General features: G+C 71.2%; 12 protein-coding genes. 6 read left to right on the top strand and 6 right to left on the bottom strand.

The window, feature by feature from the left end; genetic code table 11:
* Window positions 1-6: 6 nt before the first annotated feature.
* Window positions 7-1,116 carry a hypothetical protein gene (locus tag WME82_RS36520; RefSeq protein WP_438039091.1) on the bottom strand — a complete coding sequence of 370 codons (1,110 nt, stop codon included), beginning with the start codon at window positions 1,114-1,116 and terminating at the stop codon, window positions 7-9.
* 186 nt (window positions 1,117-1,302) lie between these two features.
* On the opposite strand from WME82_RS36520, the gene WME82_RS36515 reads away from it, so the two are divergent.
* The gene (locus WME82_RS36515; RefSeq protein ID WP_438039090.1) at window positions 1,303-2,379 is read left to right on the top strand and encodes a PHP domain-containing protein; all 1,077 of its coding nucleotides are present in this window, start codon (window positions 1,303-1,305) and stop codon (window positions 2,377-2,379) included.
* A gap of 226 nt (window positions 2,380-2,605) precedes the next feature.
* Here WME82_RS36515 and WME82_RS36510 read toward each other — a convergent pair whose 3' ends face one another.
* From WME82_RS36510 to WME82_RS36495, 4 genes are all read right to left on the bottom strand, one after another.
* On the bottom strand, window positions 2,606-4,495 hold the full coding sequence (locus WME82_RS36510; protein ID WP_438039089.1) for a hypothetical protein: 1,890 nt from the start codon (window positions 4,493-4,495) through the stop codon (window positions 2,606-2,608).
* A 1,005-nt stretch (window positions 4,496-5,500) separates the two neighbouring features.
* On the bottom strand, window positions 5,501-6,721 hold the full coding sequence (locus tag WME82_RS36505; protein ID WP_438039088.1) for a DUF790 family protein: 1,221 nt from the start codon (window positions 6,719-6,721) through the stop codon (window positions 5,501-5,503).
* Window positions 6,708-8,204 (bottom strand): DEAD/DEAH box helicase, encoded by a 1,497-nt coding sequence (locus tag WME82_RS36500; RefSeq protein WP_437912657.1) that lies wholly within the window; start codon window positions 8,202-8,204, stop codon window positions 6,708-6,710. The genes WME82_RS36505 and WME82_RS36500 overlap by 14 nt, the downstream gene beginning before the upstream one ends.
* A 55-nt stretch (window positions 8,205-8,259) precedes the next feature.
* Entirely contained in the window at window positions 8,260-8,670 is a 411-nt protein-coding gene (locus tag WME82_RS36495; RefSeq protein WP_012239418.1) for a 6-pyruvoyl trahydropterin synthase family protein, read from the bottom strand.
* Window positions 8,671-8,832: 162 nt separating this feature from the next.
* Here WME82_RS36495 and WME82_RS36490 point away from each other — a divergent pair, with 162 nt between their 5' ends.
* The 3 genes from WME82_RS36490 (at window position 8,833) to WME82_RS36480 (ending at window position 11,570) form a co-directional block, all read left to right on the top strand.
* Window positions 8,833-9,429 carry a YqgE/AlgH family protein gene (locus tag WME82_RS36490; protein WP_437852396.1) on the top strand — a complete coding sequence of 199 codons (597 nt, stop codon included), beginning with the start codon at window positions 8,833-8,835 and terminating at the stop codon, window positions 9,427-9,429.
* Between the two features lie 295 nt (window positions 9,430-9,724).
* Window positions 9,725-10,192 carry a Dps family protein gene (locus WME82_RS36485; protein WP_157907930.1) on the top strand — a complete coding sequence of 156 codons (468 nt, stop codon included), beginning with the start codon at window positions 9,725-9,727 and terminating at the stop codon, window positions 10,190-10,192.
* A 145-nt stretch (window positions 10,193-10,337) separates the two neighbouring features.
* The gene (locus WME82_RS36480; protein WP_438039087.1) at window positions 10,338-11,570 is read left to right on the top strand and encodes a formylglycine-generating enzyme family protein; all 1,233 of its coding nucleotides are present in this window, start codon (window positions 10,338-10,340) and stop codon (window positions 11,568-11,570) included.
* Between the two features lie 84 nt (window positions 11,571-11,654).
* On the opposite strand, the gene WME82_RS36475 is transcribed toward WME82_RS36480, so the two are convergent.
* Window positions 11,655-12,512, bottom strand: a complete 858-nt coding sequence (locus WME82_RS36475) for a CvfB family protein (protein WP_438039086.1) — start codon at window positions 12,510-12,512, stop codon at window positions 11,655-11,657.
* Window positions 12,513-12,736: 224 nt separating this feature from the next.
* On the opposite strand from WME82_RS36475, the gene WME82_RS36470 reads away from it, so the two are divergent.
* Both WME82_RS36470 and WME82_RS36465 read left to right on the top strand, forming a co-directional pair.
* Complete coding sequence (locus WME82_RS36470) at window positions 12,737-13,525, top strand: penicillin-insensitive murein endopeptidase (RefSeq protein ID WP_438039085.1); 789 nt, start codon at window positions 12,737-12,739, stop codon at window positions 13,523-13,525.
* Window positions 13,526-13,728: 203 nt separating this feature from the next.
* A complete protein-coding gene (locus WME82_RS36465; protein WP_438039084.1) occupies window positions 13,729-15,459 on the top strand; it encodes a hypothetical protein in 1,731 nt (576 codons plus the stop codon).
* Window positions 15,460-15,462 lie beyond the last annotated feature (3 nt).

Raw genomic sequence — 15,462 nt, 5'->3', positions numbered from 1 at the left:
GGCGCGTCAGCGCTTCTTCGCGGGCGCGTAGAACGCGAGGTTCCCGAGCAGGCGCGGATCGCCGGGGCGGCGCGCGAGGGCCTTGCGCAGCGCCGCCTCGCCGGCGGCGAGCTCGCCGACGTGGAACGCGCTGGTGGCGACGAGGTCGAGCAGCTTGTGCTCGTAGACCTCGGCGTCCACGAAGAGGGTGGCCTGGGCGGGGAAGGGGAGGGCGGCGCCGCGGGAGGCGAACAGGTAGGTGAGCGGCCAGCACCGCTGCCCGTACCAGTGCCAGGCGACGGCGAAGAGCGGCTCGGCGCGGTGCGGGCTGTGGGCGTGGGCGTCGAGGTAGCGCTGCTGCACCTCCGGCCAGGGGTGCCCGAGCGCGGCGGCGGTGCGCGCCATGCGGAACAGCGATTCGTAGACCTCCTCCTGCCAGCCGCCGAGCGCGGCGCGCCGCTCGTAGGCCTCGAACGCCTCCGCGTGCCGGCCGAGGCACTCCAGCGTCTGCGCGAGGTAGAAGGCGGCGCGGCCGTCGCGGGGGGACCGGGCCAGCGCGGCGGAGAGCAGCTCCAGGTCGCGCTGCCACCTCCGGGTCTGGGCGGCGGCGTCGCGGCGAGAGAGGTCGTGGACGATGTGGGCGTCGGGGACGCGGATCGAGGGGGGCGGCTCGCCCTCCTTGGAGAGCACCTCGTGGGTGGCGCCGACGTAGCGCCACCCGGCCGAGGCGCGGGCGAGCCGGGCGGAGTCGTAGACGGAATCGCCGTAGTGCACGCGGACGTGGTAGGCGCCGTGCCCCGGGCCCGACGCGTCGCGGCGCTCCTCGCAGAAGCGACGGAGCGCGTCACCCGCGACGAGGCGCTCGTCGCCGCTCAGCATGAGGGTGAACACGGCCGCGTCGCCCGCGAGGTCGAGGGCGCGGCTGCGCGTCGCGCCGAAGTCGACGAAGGGCTCCTCGACGAGATCGCCGGGGATGCCCGCCATGGCGGAGCGCGCGAGGGCCTGTGTGCCGTCGGTGGAGCCGGTGTCGAGGAGGGTGAACCGGTCGACGTGGGGCCTGGCCGAGGCGAGGGTCTCGCGGATGGAAGGGGCTTCGTCCTTGACGATCATGACGAGCGCGAGGAGGGGGGGCGTCACGGGCGCAGTATGCCGCCGGTGCACCGGGGTAATTAAAATTTGAAGAGGAGGCGGGCGCGCGCACGCGCGCACCACCTCGCGCGCGCCGGAGAGCGGGAGAGATAACGCGCGGCGGCGGAAGCGCGGGCGCGCTCTCTGCGAATTGGCCGCGGCCCTGGCGTTCTGTATACTCTCCATGTCATTGCAATGAACATGCGCGGACGCTGGAGTGCTCTCCTGTTCATCGGCGCAGCGGCGCTCCTCGCGCTCGCCGGCAGGGCGGAGCGCGCCTCGCTCGACTCGCGCTCTGCTCATGGAGCGGACGGACCGCCGGGCCACCCGCGCTTCGAGAAGGCGCTCGACGTGGAGGTGTTCCAGCGCGGGAACATCCACACCCACACGTCCCTGAGCGATGGGGACAGCGAGCCGCGCGACGTCGTCCGCTGGTACCGCGAGAACGGGTATTCCTTCGTGGCGCTGACAGACCACAACCAGCGCGTCGATCCTGCGATGTTCCAGGACCCGTCGTCGGCGTCGAATTTCGCCGTGATCCCCGGCGAAGAGGTCACGATGTGGGCAGAGGGGAAGCCCGTGCACGTGAACGCGCTCTGCACGCGGGCGACGATCGGCGGGGGCGCCTTCCTGACCAAGGGGGAGGCGCTGAAGTGGGCGATCGGGCGTGTGCGGGCGGAGGGGGGCGTGGCGCTCATCAACCATCCGAATTTCGACTGGTCGTTATCCGCCGGCGACCTCCTGGCGGCGCCTGCGGCGGAGCTCCTGGAGATCCACAGCGGGCACCCGTACGTGTACACGGACGGCGACGCGACGCGCCCGTCGCACGAGGCGCTGTGGGATGCGGTGCTGACGGTGCGCGGCGCCGCGGGAGGGGGGATCGTCGGCGTCGCGGTGGACGATCTGCACCAGCTCATGGCCGGGTCGGGCGCGCCGCCCGCGGGGCCCGGCCGCGGGTTCATCGAGGTGTTCTCGCGGGAGGCGTCGCGCGCCGCGATCTGCAGCGCGCTCGCCGGGGGACGGCTCTACGCGTCGTCCGGGGCGAGGCTGCGGAGGATCGCGATCGCCGGGGACGCCTTCTCGGTCTGGCCTGTGGCGGCGGGCGCGGTTGTCGAGTTCGTCGGGCGGAGCGGGCGCGTGCTGGAGCGGCAGCAGCCCACGGCGGGGCGGGCGACCTACCGGCTCCGCGGCGGGGAGCGCTACGTGCGGGCGCGGATCACGCGGCCGGACGGGAAGCGGGCGTGGACGCCGGCGTACGCGACGGTGGAGTGAGGGGGCGGGAGGCGGCGGCGGAGCCGGCGGAGGGGCCCGGTGCTGCGAGGTACGCGCACGTCCGTCAGCGGACGACCTTGACGACGCCGGCCGGCTTGCTGGTCACGCAGGCGAAGAGGGCGCAGTGGCTCTGGTGTGGATGCGCTCTGCGCCCTCCTCCTCGCGGGGGGTTCGGCGCGCTGCTTCGCGCAGCGCTTTGCGCTGCCCGGTGCAGCGGCGCGGAGGCTCACTCCGAGCCGATCGTGCCCGGCCCCTGGTTCCCCGTGCCGTTCGGGAGCTGCAGGCCGTCCGTGAAGACGTCATCGTCGTGCTCGACGCCATTGAGCGGAGCATACGGGTCGGCGTTGCGCGTGTCGGACCAGACCGGGTGCGCCTCCGTTCCCTGGTTGATGACGAGCCCGGAATGGGGGCCACGAAAGCCGGCCTGGATGCCGTCGGGGGGCGGGAAAACAGGCGATACGACCCGGAAGTCGTAGGGGGTCGAGAGGTCTGAGCCGCCCGCGAGGACGTAGTCGGAGTTCGCTTGTTGCACGCCGGCGCATCCCGTCGCCCCAGCCGGCGGCGCGCCGTTCTCGCATGGGGCGAAGATGCCGGAGGTGAGGCCCGCGCCGCACACGTTCTCGTCCGGAACGCGCTCGCTTCGGTAATAGCTGACTCCGACTCGACTGCCGCCCGGCACCTCCGCGACGTCCACTGAGGGGAAGTAATGATCGAGGCCCGTATCGGGGTTCACGGTCTGGCTCGGAGTCCAGGTCGCCCCGCCGTCGGTCGAGCTCGACATCTGGATGTCGAACTCGCCATTCCGGTAGTCCTGCCACACCACGAACAGCTCGCCGTTGTCGGTGTTGACGCCGATTCGTGGATAATCGGGGGCGAAGATGAATGGGCCCGGGATGCATACATCGAGGCTACCCTCGATGAGGCACAGGGGCCGTCCCTCGGTGACGTCATCGCCGATCTTGGTCGGCGCTCCGCAGTTCAAGCTGGCTGTACCGTTCGTGGACTCGCCCGTCGGGTGGCACGTGACAGCCAGTTGCTGGGCGTTGTTCCCTTCCGCGTTCGTGTTGTTGAAGACGACGACGACATCGCCGTTCGGCATCACCTCGATATCGGGTCCGTCGTCGAAGTTGCACGCGTCCGTGTCGTCGGGGTCGCCGGTGAAGGTATCGCCGGCGGCGCAGAGTTCCGCGTTCCTGCCGCTGATGAGCTCGGGCGTCGACCACGTACGACCGTGGTTGGTGGACATGGAACCATACACGGGCGACTCGCAATACTCTTCGCGGCTCTCGCCGCAGGTCGCGTCGACCACGACCCACGTGACGTACACGTTGTCACGCCCGTCGCTCGATGGGTAACGATCGGCGGCGATCGACGGCGCGGCATGGAACGCGGCGGAGGAATTGTCCTCGGCGACGATGAAGTCGCGGCTATCTTCCGGAATGTTGAGAAAGAACGACCCCTTCGCACCGAGGGGAGACGAGGTCACGAAGATCATGCTCGCGAAGATCTCCGGGGCGGCGTCGAAGGCGGAGGCGCCGAAGAACGCGCGCCCTTGCGAGTCGAAGGCCACCGAACCGTCGGCAGCGAGATCGTAGGTTTGGCCTGTCCCGGGGTCGCCCAGGGCGCCCAGGAGCGTGTGCCGGTTCGGATCCTCCTCCGTCGGCTCCTGCGCTTCCGGGTCATTGAGCTTTCGCCGGAACGGCGGGGTCATGTCTCCGAAGTTTCGTCCGTTGTTGGTGGACCAGGCGATGCCGGACTGGTCCCAGCCGAGGCGAAGGTCATTCGCACTGACGATCAGGTTCTCCGGATCGACCGGGCTGAATGCGATGTCCGGGTTGGTCTGGCGGCGGAACGTGCAGTCCTGATTGACGCGGACGTTCACGCTGTGGTTCCGGTCGCTGCAACCGAGTGAATTCTCCGAGATGCCGAGGTCCTCCTCGGAGGGGATCGCTTCGACGGGTCCGCCCTGGCCCTGGCCACCTTGACTGCCCTGGGCGCACCCGCTCTGATCGCGTTGCCCTTCTTCGGAGCACGGATCGCTCGTGGAAGAGGAGTCCGCCGTGCTCGGGTCCTCGGCCAGATTGCAGGCGCTTGACAGGAGCGCCGGAGATGCCATCAAAAGCGTTGATCGAACGAGTCTTTTCATCGTCCCCCCTCGCGCGTCGTAGGTCGATCTTCCCGGCGCGGCGCCCCTTGCGCCGGGCCAGTGGCCCATCTCAGGTCGTGCGGCTCGAATCGAAATCGCCCGCCCGTCCATCGGATGGCTGATCCGCGATCAAGAGAGTCTCGCCTGGTTGTCGTCCTTGCCTCTGCAAGAATCTTCTTAACCGTAGCGCGGACAGAGAGGGCGCTTGTTCAGCCCGCTCGATTCCAGTGCATGCAACGGCTCATCGATTCCAGACGGCTCATCATCTCCCGATGATGGTGAATCGTGTGCGCTGTCCTGGCAAGGGTGATTGGGAATGGACTATATGATGCTTGTGGTTCTGCAAAATCTATGACGAGGATGACGATGACCTGGCCGGAGTTGGCGACCGACTGTGGTCGGCGCCAGCTGGCAGGGGTTGTGGCCGCCTCCCCCTCCGGCCGACCGAGTGATTGAAATCCTTTGTCCGCGCTTGTGGCATGGCGCTTGACGTTGCCCACCGTCCACGAGCCAGCCCCGCGAGATCGTTCCAGGCGCCACCTATTTCTTCACCCGCCGCGTCCTGCACTGTCACATGCTCTTCCGCCCCGATGCCATCATCCACCCCGTCCTCCATATCTTCGCCGTCGCATCTCGCCGATACGGCCTGCACTTGCATGTCCGGTGTCTCATGTTCACAGCTTGCGCCTGTGATCACCGACGTCGATGACCTGCATTCGGGCTTCTTAGCGGGGGCGGTCTGGATCGCGATGACCTGGGCGTCGCACCAGCTGCGGGAACCCTCACCCGCGCTGCCACGACGAGACGGCCTCTTGTGCGGATCGCGCCGTGGCAGTGCGCGGGATCCCCCGGTCCAGCATCGCGATATCGGTGCATCCCGCGATGCGCGCCCGTGTCACCCTGTTCCGAACAGCAGGATAGCGCACGAGATCGAGCGGCTCCCCGCGATGCGCTCCGCGCACGAACCCCGAGGCCTCACGCCCCCCCGCGCTTCGTGTCCAGCCGCGCCAGCACCGCCCTCGGCGACATCGTCGCCCGGTAGACATAGATCTCCCCGGCTTCGTCGTCGCCCAGCACCTCCTCGCTCACGCGGAGCTGCTTGCCGACCGCGAGCAGGATCCTCGCCGGAAACCCCTTCCGGATCAGCTCGACGCGCCGCCACACCGCGTCCCGGCTCCAGAACCCGAACGCCTCGAGGTACACCTCCTCCCCGGTCTCCGCGTTCAGGAACACAAGGTCAGGGACGCACACCACCTCTCCGGGCAGCGCGAACAGCCGCTCGTTCGGCGACACGGTCCAGGGCGACCCGAGCTTCCTGAACCCCTCGCAGAACGCGTCCAGCTCGGGCGTCGTCTCCGCGAGCTCGCGCCCGTGGTACAGGAGGCCGTCCGCCGGGCCGATCTCGACAGCGAGCGGCTCCTTGTCGCGCCCCCAGCGCAGGTCGGCGCGCAGCCGGAACGAGGCGCACGAGAGCACCGACGGCAGGAACATCGCGAGCCGCAAGCCATACCGCTGCACCGCGTCGAACAGGCTGAACGGGCCGTCGAGCGCGATCGTGTAGCCGGAGACCGGATCGCCCTGGACCACGTGGATGAGCCCGTGAAAGCGCGCCGCCCGGAAGATCCGCCGGTAGCGCTGGGCGCTCTCCCCCTCGACGCGGATCGTCACCTGCGTCGCCCGGAGGAGGATCGACTGCGCCAGCGCCAGGTTGTACCGATCCAGCAGGATCTCGGGCGCGTCCGCGGCCGCGCGCCGGAGGATCTCGGCGCCGCGCAGGTCGGCATAGAGGCCCGCCTCGATCGCGGCGGGCGTCGTGCCGAGCCGGGCGGCCACCTCGTCGAGCACGGCGGCTCGGTCGAAGCGGGCGCGGACGTCGAGGGCGCGGTGCGCCGCCGCCGCCGCGTGGAACAGCTCGCGCCGGAGCGCCTCGGGATCGACGCCCTCCTGCACCTCGTACTCGCAGCCGTCCTCGAGCACCTTCCTCAGGCCGAGCGAGGCCACGCGATCCCGCGCGGGCACCTCGATGGCGTCGAGCGCGGCCTCGACGTCGTCGCGGCGCTCGCCGACGCGCTGCGAGAGGATGTCGAGGTACGCCCGCGCGACCGGCAGCAGGCGCTCGGCGGCCGCCCCGCGGAGGTACTGCGGCACGACCATCCCGCCCCGGCGGCGGACGCGGACGAGGTCACTGGTAAGCAATGTGCTCCCGGCGCTTGTCGCTCACCCGCTGCTCGCTCGTGCCGAGGGCCACGAGCTCGTAGAGGATCGCCGTCTTGTTCTCGCTCCGGCGCAGGATGCGGCCGAGCCGCTGGACGTGCTCCCGCACCGAGCCGCTGCCCGACAGGACGATCGCCACGTTGGCCTCGGGCACGTTGACCCCCTCGTTCAGCACCTTCGAGGTGACCACCGCCGACAGCGCGCCGCGGTTGAAGGCGTCGAGGATGGCGCTGCGCTCCTTCACCTTGGTCTGGTGGGTGATGGCCGGCAGCAGGAACTGCCGCGAGATCTGGTAGACCGTGGCGTTGTCCTCGGTGAAGACCAGGGTGCGATCGGCGCGGTGGGCGTGGAGCAGCCGGGCGAGGACGTCGATCTTGCCGGGCGCGCACAGCGCGAGGCTGCGCTGGCGGCGGTACGCCTCGAAGGCGCGGCGGCCGGCGTCGGACTGCGAGCTCAGCAGGATGAACTGGCCCCACCCCTCGGGCATGCGGATGCCGTTCGCGCGCAGAAAGCCGATGTACACGGCGCGCGCCGCCTCGTACGCGGCGCGCTCGTCGTCCGAGAGCGGCACCTCGAGCCGGACGACGTCGTAGGCCGCGAGGTACTGCCCGGAGAGCTCGGTGATCTCCCGGCGGAAGACGATCGGGCCGATGAGGTCGTCGTAGCCCCGTCCGTCGGCGCGCTCGGGCGTGGCCGTGAGGCCGAGGCGGAAGGGCGCGAGGCACATCTTCGCGGCGAGCGCGTACGACGGGCTCGGCAGGTGGTGGCACTCGTCGAAGATCACGAGGCCGAACCGGGCGCCGAGCCGGTCCATGTGGGCGTGCGCGGAGTCGTACGTGGTCACCGTCAGGTCGAGGACGTCGTGGTAACCGCCGCCGAGCAGGCCGATCGGGACGCCGAACGCGGCGGAGAGCCCGTCGTACCACTGGTTCAGGAGATCCAGGGTAGGGACGACCACGAGCGCGCTGCGCTGCCGCGCGGCGATCGCGAGCGTCGCGACGAACGTCTTGCCCGCGCCCGTCGGGAGCACGACCACGCCCCGGCTGCGCCGCCCGGCCCAGGCGTCGAGCGCCTCGCGCTGGTAGGGGAACGGGTCGTGCTTGGCGAGCGGCGCGAGCGGGAGCGCCTCGTACTTGCGGGCGGCGTCGGTGAACGGGACGCCGCGGGCGCGGAGCCTCAGGACGAGCTCGGCGTAGTCGATCGCCGGCACGCGGTAGACGCGCTCGCGCGCGTCCCAGCGGCAGGACGCGGGCAGGCACGCGGGGTCGAGCGGCGCGCCCTCGGCGGGATCGCCCGCGTCGCCGCCGTCGGGCTCGTCCGCGCGCTCGCCTGCGTTCGATGGCAGCGCGCTGCTGTCGAGCGCAGGCGCCGCCTCGAGCGCGGGGCGCGGGGCGAGGCCTTCGATGCGGAGGGTGCCGCCCTGGAAGCTCAGGACGATCGGCGCTGTGCGGACCGGCTCGGTCATCGGCGCGCTCTTTTGCCGCGGGCAGGGCCGCGTGCCAAGCGGAGACGGCCGGCGCTCAGGCCAGCTCGGTCGGCATGACCGAGGCGCCCCGGAGCGGCGCGCGGTAGCGCACCCAGACGAGGGGGGACTCGTTCAGCGTGATCGTGAGGGCGCTGCCGGCGCTCACCGGGAGCTTGCGGCCGAGCTCGCGGTGGATGTAGCGCGCGATGAGCTCCGGCGTCGAGCGCTTGCCCTCGAACGCCGGGTGCTCGTCGAGGTTCCGGTAGTCGATCTCGGCGAGCACGGCGCGCAGGCTGTCCCGCAGCGCGCTCGTCTCGACCACCTGGCCGAGGGGCGAGAGCTCCTCGCGCTCCACCTCCACGCTGACCGTGTACGTCGCGCCGTGCAGGCGCTGCGCAGGGCCGAACTGCACGCCCTTGAGGCTGTGGGCCACCATGATGTGATCGCGGACGCCGACGGTGTACATGGCGCCACTATACCCGCCTCGCCGGCGCTGGAGGGAGATCCCAATCGCCTGTCACGGCACACGGGAGTAAGGTGGGGGCGACTCCCCGTCCAGCCCCCGCCGCGGCGGACGGGTTCGTGCGGGACGCAGTGACCGGTTGACCGTTGCGAGGGAGGATCGCCGATGAACAGCGAAGCGAGCGTGCTGGCCCCAGGGTTCCTCATCGCGTCGCCGCCGCTCGGTGATCCGAACTTCGACCGGACGGTCGTGCTCCTCGCGGTGCACAGCGAGGGCGGGGCGCTGGGGTTCGTGGTGAACAGGCCGGCGCCGATGACGCTGGGGGAGCTCCTGTCGTTCGCGGGTTATGGCAACGACCTGAAGGACCCGGCGCCGGTTTACCTCGGCGGGCCGGTCCAGCCGAGCTCGGGGTGGATCCTGTGCCTCGATCCGGCGCTCGGGGCCGAGGAGACGGGCGTGATCCCGGTGGGCTCCCGGGTGCGGGTCACGTCGTCCCGCAGCGCGTTCGACACGCTCGCGGCCGACGCGGTGCGCGGCACGGCCGCCGCCGACCCGCGGCGCAGGACGGTGCTCCTCGGTTACAGCGGCTGGGGACCCGGGCAGCTCGAGCGAGAGATCGCCGCGGGCGCGTGGCTGCCCGTGGCGCTCGACGAGCGGATCCTGTTCGACGTGGCGGCGGACCAGCGCTGGGAGCAATCGTATGCGCTGCTCGGCCTGCGCCCGATCGATGTGATGTCGATGCGCAGCATCGGCGAAGCCTAGGTGGGGGGCAGACCCGCTTCGGATACGGGCCCACATCGACGTTTTCGGTGCTCGGCGTACAAGAGTACGCCTGTGCGCCGAAAACGCCGATCTGGGCCCGTCTCCTGTGCGGGTCTGCCCCGCTGGCGTCCTCCTATGGGAAGAGAGCAGGGGACGAACCGATTGACGCGGCGGTCGCGAGGACGAACGTTGGCGGTCCGACACGAGCGGGTTCGGAGGGCGCCGCGCGGAGGGCGCTCCCGGCGCCGGTTCGGCCCATCGAACGAAGGGCACACGAACTACGAGAGGAGACATGATGGAGATCAATATCGGAATCGACGCCAAGAACCGCGAGCTGATCGGCGCGGGGCTGGGGCGCGTCCTCGCTGACACGTACACGCTCTATCTGAAGACCCACAACTTCCACTGGAACGTCACGGGGCCCATGTTCCAGACGCTCCACCTCATGTTCGAACAGCAGTACAACGAGCTGGCGCTCGCCGTGGACCTGGTCGCCGAGCGCATCCGGGCCCTCGGCCTCCCCGCGCCGGGGACCTACAAGCAGTTCGTCGCGCTCTCGACCATCAAGGAGGACGACGGCGTTCCCAAGGCCACGGACATGATCAAGCGCCTCGTCGAGGGCCACGAGACGGTCGCGCGCACGGCGCGTGAGCTCTTCCCCGTGGCCGAGAACGCCAACGATCAGCCCACCTGCGATCTGATCACCCAGCGCCTGCAGGTCCACGAGAAGACCGCCTGGATGCTGCGCAGCCTGCTCGAGTAGCCCTCGCGTCGCGGCCGCCGAGCTGCGGAGAGGGGAGCCCTCGATGCAGCCGGCCGGCCGGGAGCGGCTTGACAGCGGTGATCGAAGGGGGTGACGCTGTCGGGTCATGGGTGGAACCTGGGCGAAAGCTGGTTGGATCGGCGGGGTGGGAGCGCTCGTCGCCGCCGGATGCTCGGACCTCATCGGCGCGGACTGGGAGCGGTACAAGCCCGGCGGCGGTGAGGGCGCGGCGTCCGGGAGCGGCGGCGGCGCGGCGTCCGGGAGCAGCGGTGAGGGCGCGGCGGCCGGGAGCAGCGGTGAGGGTGCCGCGTCCGGGAGCGGCGGAGAGGGCGTGGCGGCCGGGAGCGGCGGTGAGGCGGGGGGATGCGGGCTGAACGGCGACGGCGGCAGCGGCGCGGGCGCAGGGGGCGGCCCCATCTCGTCGATGGCCCCGAGCTGCCTGACCCTGGCGACGCGGTGCGGACCGGACGGGATCAGCTGCTGCGACAGCAGGCCGGTGGACGGCGGCGCGTACACGAGGAGCTATGAAGACGCGACGGGCTCCGCCGAGCAGAGGCGGGCGATCGTGAACGACTTCTGGCTGGATACCTACGAGATCACGGTTGGCCGGTTCCGCGAGTTCGTCGAGGCGGGGAAAGGAACGCGGGAGAGCCCTCCCGAGGATGGCGCCGGAAAGCACCCGGCGCTGCCTGACAGCGGGTGGAAGGACAGCTTCGTGCAGTTCCTCCAGCCGGACACGGAGACGCTGATGGTGGAGCTGAGGAAGTGCACCCCTCCCGATCGCGACACGTGCAGCGCTATCGGGGCGCGCTGCTCGACGTGGAGCGACACGGTTGAATCGGACGAGGACGAACGCCGCCCCATGAACTGCATCACCTGGCACGAGGCGATGGCCTTCTGTGCGTGGGATGGCGGGCGACTGCCGACAGAGGCCGAGTGGAGCTACGCGGCGGTGGGCGGCGACGAGGAGCGAAGCTATCCGTGGGGCGATACGGCCGACGAGGACCGTGCGGTCTTCGGCTGCTACGGGTACACGGAAGCGTCGGGCCGCCCCTGCACGATCGCCGATCTCCTGCCAGTCGGGTCCAGATCGAGCGGTGACGAGGCGACCTCCGGGGATGGAAAGTGGGGGCAGGCGGACCTGGCAGGGAGCCTGTGGGAGTGGACGCTGGACGGGTACAGCGACGAGTACACGATCTCATCGCAGCGCTGCGACCTCTGCGACAACTGCGCGAACCTGACCGCCGGCTCCGAGCGCGTCATGCGCGGCGGATGCTTCGACGACGATATCGAGAACCTCACGACATCCCATCGCCTCCCCGGCAAACCCGCCGAGCGCTACTACGGCCTTGGCGCCCGGTGCGCGAGGGACAGGTAGCCGTCGCCCGCACGACGCTCCGCACACGGCGTCCGCCGCGGGGCGCCTCGTATCGTTCCGCCCGCTCCGCCCGTTCCGCCCGGCTCAGCGCGCGTTCTTGACGAGGAACCCCTCGCCGTCGATCGCCACGGCGCGCTCCTTCAGCAGGCGGCCCACGGCCCGCTTGAACGCCTTCTTGCTCAGGCCGAAGAGCGCCCGGATCTCCTCCGGGCTCGAGCGATCGCCGACCCTCGGCGCGCCCGGGCGCGAGAGCCGCGCGAGGATCTCCTGCGCGTCGCTCTCGACCTCCTCGTGCGCGTGACCGCGGAGCGAGAGCTCGATCCTCCCGTCGGGCAGCACGCTCGTCACGCGGAACCGCGCCGCCTGGCCGCGGGAGAGCGCGTGCGGCTCGTCGGCGGGGAGCAGGCCGACGAACCTGCGCTCGACGATGACGAAGAGGCCGATCCCCGGCTCGTTGCGCCACGCCTCACCCTCGACCCACTCGTCGAGATCGAACTCGCCCTGGTCGCGCAGCATCTCGCTCACGCGCATCGTCCCCGCGAGGCGGCCGGTCCTATCCACGAGCAGCCCCACCGGGTGCCGCTGGCCGACCAGCGGGTCGCGGGTCTGCTCCGCGCAGGGGACGAGCAGCTCCTTGGGCAGGCCCCAGTCGACGAAGGCGCCGAAGGGCGCGACGTCGGTGACCGCCAGGAAGGCGACCTCGCCCAGCATGACCTTCGGCCGGCGTGTGGTGGCGATGGGGCGATCCTCCGAGTCGAGGTACACGAAGACCTCGAGCTCGTCCCCCTCCCTGGCGCCCTCGGGCACCTCGCTGCGCGGCAAGAGGAGCACCGGCGCGTCCGGGCGAAGGTCTTCTGGATCGGCCGAAAGGAAGGCGCCCGGCGGGCCGAACCGCCGCACCGGCAGGGTCACCACGCGCCCGAGGAGATGGTCGTACGGCATCGGCGCGCAGTCTTGCACAGGGCGGGGGCGCGCGGTCGGTCGGTCGCGTCTCTTTGGGGCGCGATGACCTCCCGATCCCACAAATCGGTTGAAACTGCCTGAAAGACGCCGAATGGTGAGCTGCCGAGGCACCAGAACGCCAGAAGTTAGAACTCCTCTTGGCGCGCTTGGTGGTTCGTTTCTCGCTTGAACGACGTGATCGATCTTCCAGGAGGCCGGCCGGGGTGAAGCTCCTCCAGGTCCTTCGGGGCGCGCCGCCCGCTGTGGCTCCGCGAGCGACGAGCGCGTCCCGTCGGGCGTGGAAGCGACTCGCGGTCGCCGCCGGTCTCCTGCTCGTCGCGCCCCTCGTCGTGGCGCACGGCCGCGTCTGGCTCGACGGCGCGGCGCCGTCCGAGAGCGCTGGCAGTCCCGCGCGCGGCCGGCTGCTGCACGGGCACCCGCTCCGCCCCTCGGGGCCCGGCCATGTGACCTACTCCTACCTGGGCGCCAGCCTCGGGCGCCAGTACGTGCACGGCGCGGTTCGCGACGCGCTGGAAGAGGCGTTCGCCGCGTGCGCGGCCGCCAGGCCAGGGCGGCGCTTCGTCGTGGGGGAGACGGGCCACCGCGATGGCGGCCCGTTCTGGCCGCACCGCACGCACCAGAACGGGCTCAGCGTCGATATCTTCGTCCCGCTGCGCGACGGCGCGGGGCGGCCCGCGGATGTGTCGACCTATCCCTGGAACAAGCTCGGTTATGGCCTCGAGTTCGACGCACAGGGCCGGTGGGGCGAGCTGACGATCGATTTCGACGATCTCGCGCGGCTCCTGTCGGCGCTGGACGAGAAGGCCAGGCCAAGGAAGCTCCGGATCCAGCGGATCATCCTCGCGCCGGAGTACGTGCCGCTGCTGCTCGCGAGCCCCGCAGGCCGCAAGCTGGACTCGCTCGCAGGGGCGATTCCCCGCGGCCCGGTGTGGTGGCGGCACGACGAGCACGTGCACATCGATTTTGCGCTCGCGGCCGGCGGCCCGCGCTGAGCGAAGTTATCGACGGCGATGGGCGCCGGAGCCGCTCGCGCTGCTCTTTCTGCCCGCCCCCCGCCACGACCTAGTCAGGCCGGTCGCTCCCTTCCACGCACGAGGCCGATGGCTTGACGAGCCGATTCCATGACGTTACCGCTGGGAAGGCCCGCGAGCGGCGCGGGTCGCGCGTCGCGCAGCGGTGAGGCGTGGAGCCCGCCATGGACGACAGCTCCGGATACCGCATGTACGTGTTCCGCAGCGGCCGCCGCGACGTCCCGGGGCGGCGGCTCGTCGACGAGCTCGCGGGCGACCTCCGGGCGATCGCCGGCCCCGGAGGCGCGGAGCGCCCTCGCGACGTCGTGCTCCGCGCCTTGATCCGCGCTGGCGAGCTCGAGTCCATCCTCGCCGACGCCGGCGCGGCGAGCGCCTTGGCGCTGGCGCAGCTCACCGACGATCTCGCCGCCGCGCTGATCGGCGGTGACGGCGCGGGCGCGCTCGCGGGCGGCCGAACATCTGGCCACGGACAGCAAGACGTCTGGCCACGGACGGCCAGACGTCTGGCCACGCCCGAGGCCCTCACGGCCGTCGAGGTCCCGGCGATCGTCTCGACGTCGCCGCCCGAGGGGTTCTCGTTCTACGCGCTCCACCCGCTCGATTTCGCCCGGCTGGCCGAGCGGCTCGCGTCCCCGCCGGCGCCGGTCCGGGTCGTCGGTATCCGCAGCATCGGCACGACGCTGAGCGCGGTGACGGCCGCGGCGCTCCGCGGGCAGGGGATCCGGGCCGGCCGCATCACCGTGCGCCCATCAGGTCACCCCTACGACCGCCGCGTCGAGCTCGACGCCGGGCAGATCCGCTGGGTCGAGGACGGCATCGCCGAGGGAGCGCGGTTCTGGGTCGTCGACGAGGGGCCGGGCCTCAGCGGCTCCTCGTTCCTCGCCGCCGGAGACGCCCTGGTCCGCGCGGGCGTCCCGCGCGCCAGCATCGTTTTCCTCGGCTCCCGCGCGCCCGATCCCGACGCGCTCGTCGCGCCTGACGGCGCGCGCCGCTGGCGGTCCTTCCGCTCGGAGCGCGCCGAGGGCGGGGCGCAGCTGCCCGGCGACGCGGGCGAGCCCATCGGCGCCGGGGCGTGGCGCCGCCGCTGCTATGAGGACGAATCGCGCTGGCCGCCCTCCTGGACGTCCATGGAGCGCCTCAAATACCTTTCCCGGGACGAACGCCGGATCCTCAAGTTCGAAGGGATGGGCCGCTACGGGGCGGAGTGTCTGGAGCGGGCTCAAGGCGTCTTCCGGGCCGGCTTTGGGCCGGAGCCGTGCGACGAGGGCCAGGGATTCTGCTCGTATCCATGGCTCCCTGGCCGCCCGCTCCAGGCCGATGACCTGTCCGCAGCGGAGCTCGAGCGCCTCGCCGACTACTGCGCCTTTCGCGCCTCGGCCTTCCCTGTGCCGGGCCCTGCGGCCGACGAGCTCATTGCGATGGCGCGCACCAATTTCTCGCTGGAGATGCGGAGGGAGCTCCCGGGTGAGCTCCACCTAGAGCTCGCGCGTCCGGTGATCGTCGATGGCAGGATGGATCCCCACGAGTGGCGCAGGTCCGCCGCGGGCGAGCTGGTCAAGGTGGACGCTTGCGGGCACGGCGACGATCACTTCCTCCCTGGCCCCACGGACATCGCCTGGGATCTCGCCGGCGCCATCGTCGAGTGGCGGATGCCGCGAGGCGCCCGGCGCGCCTTCCTGGAGCGGTACCGGCGCCGCTCCGGCGATGATCCGGAGCGGCGCCTGCCGGCGTATCTCCTCGCCTACACGCTCCTGCGTCTGGGTCACGCCGCGATGGCCGCGGCGTCGCTCGCGGACGAGGGCGAGGCGCTGCGCCTCTCCGCGGCGCGACACCGCTATCGCGCGGCCCTGATCGAGGGCCTCCGCCCCGCGGCCGCCTCGCGGGCGCTCGGCTAGCGC

Origin of the sequence: Sorangium sp. So ce128 (assembly GCF_051525245.1) — a bacterium.
GTDB classification, from domain to species: Bacteria; Myxococcota_A; Polyangia; order Polyangiales; family Polyangiaceae; genus Sorangium; species Sorangium cellulosum_B.
The sequence above is the reverse complement of the archived record's forward strand: the minus strand, read 5'-3'. Positions and strand labels throughout refer to the sequence as shown.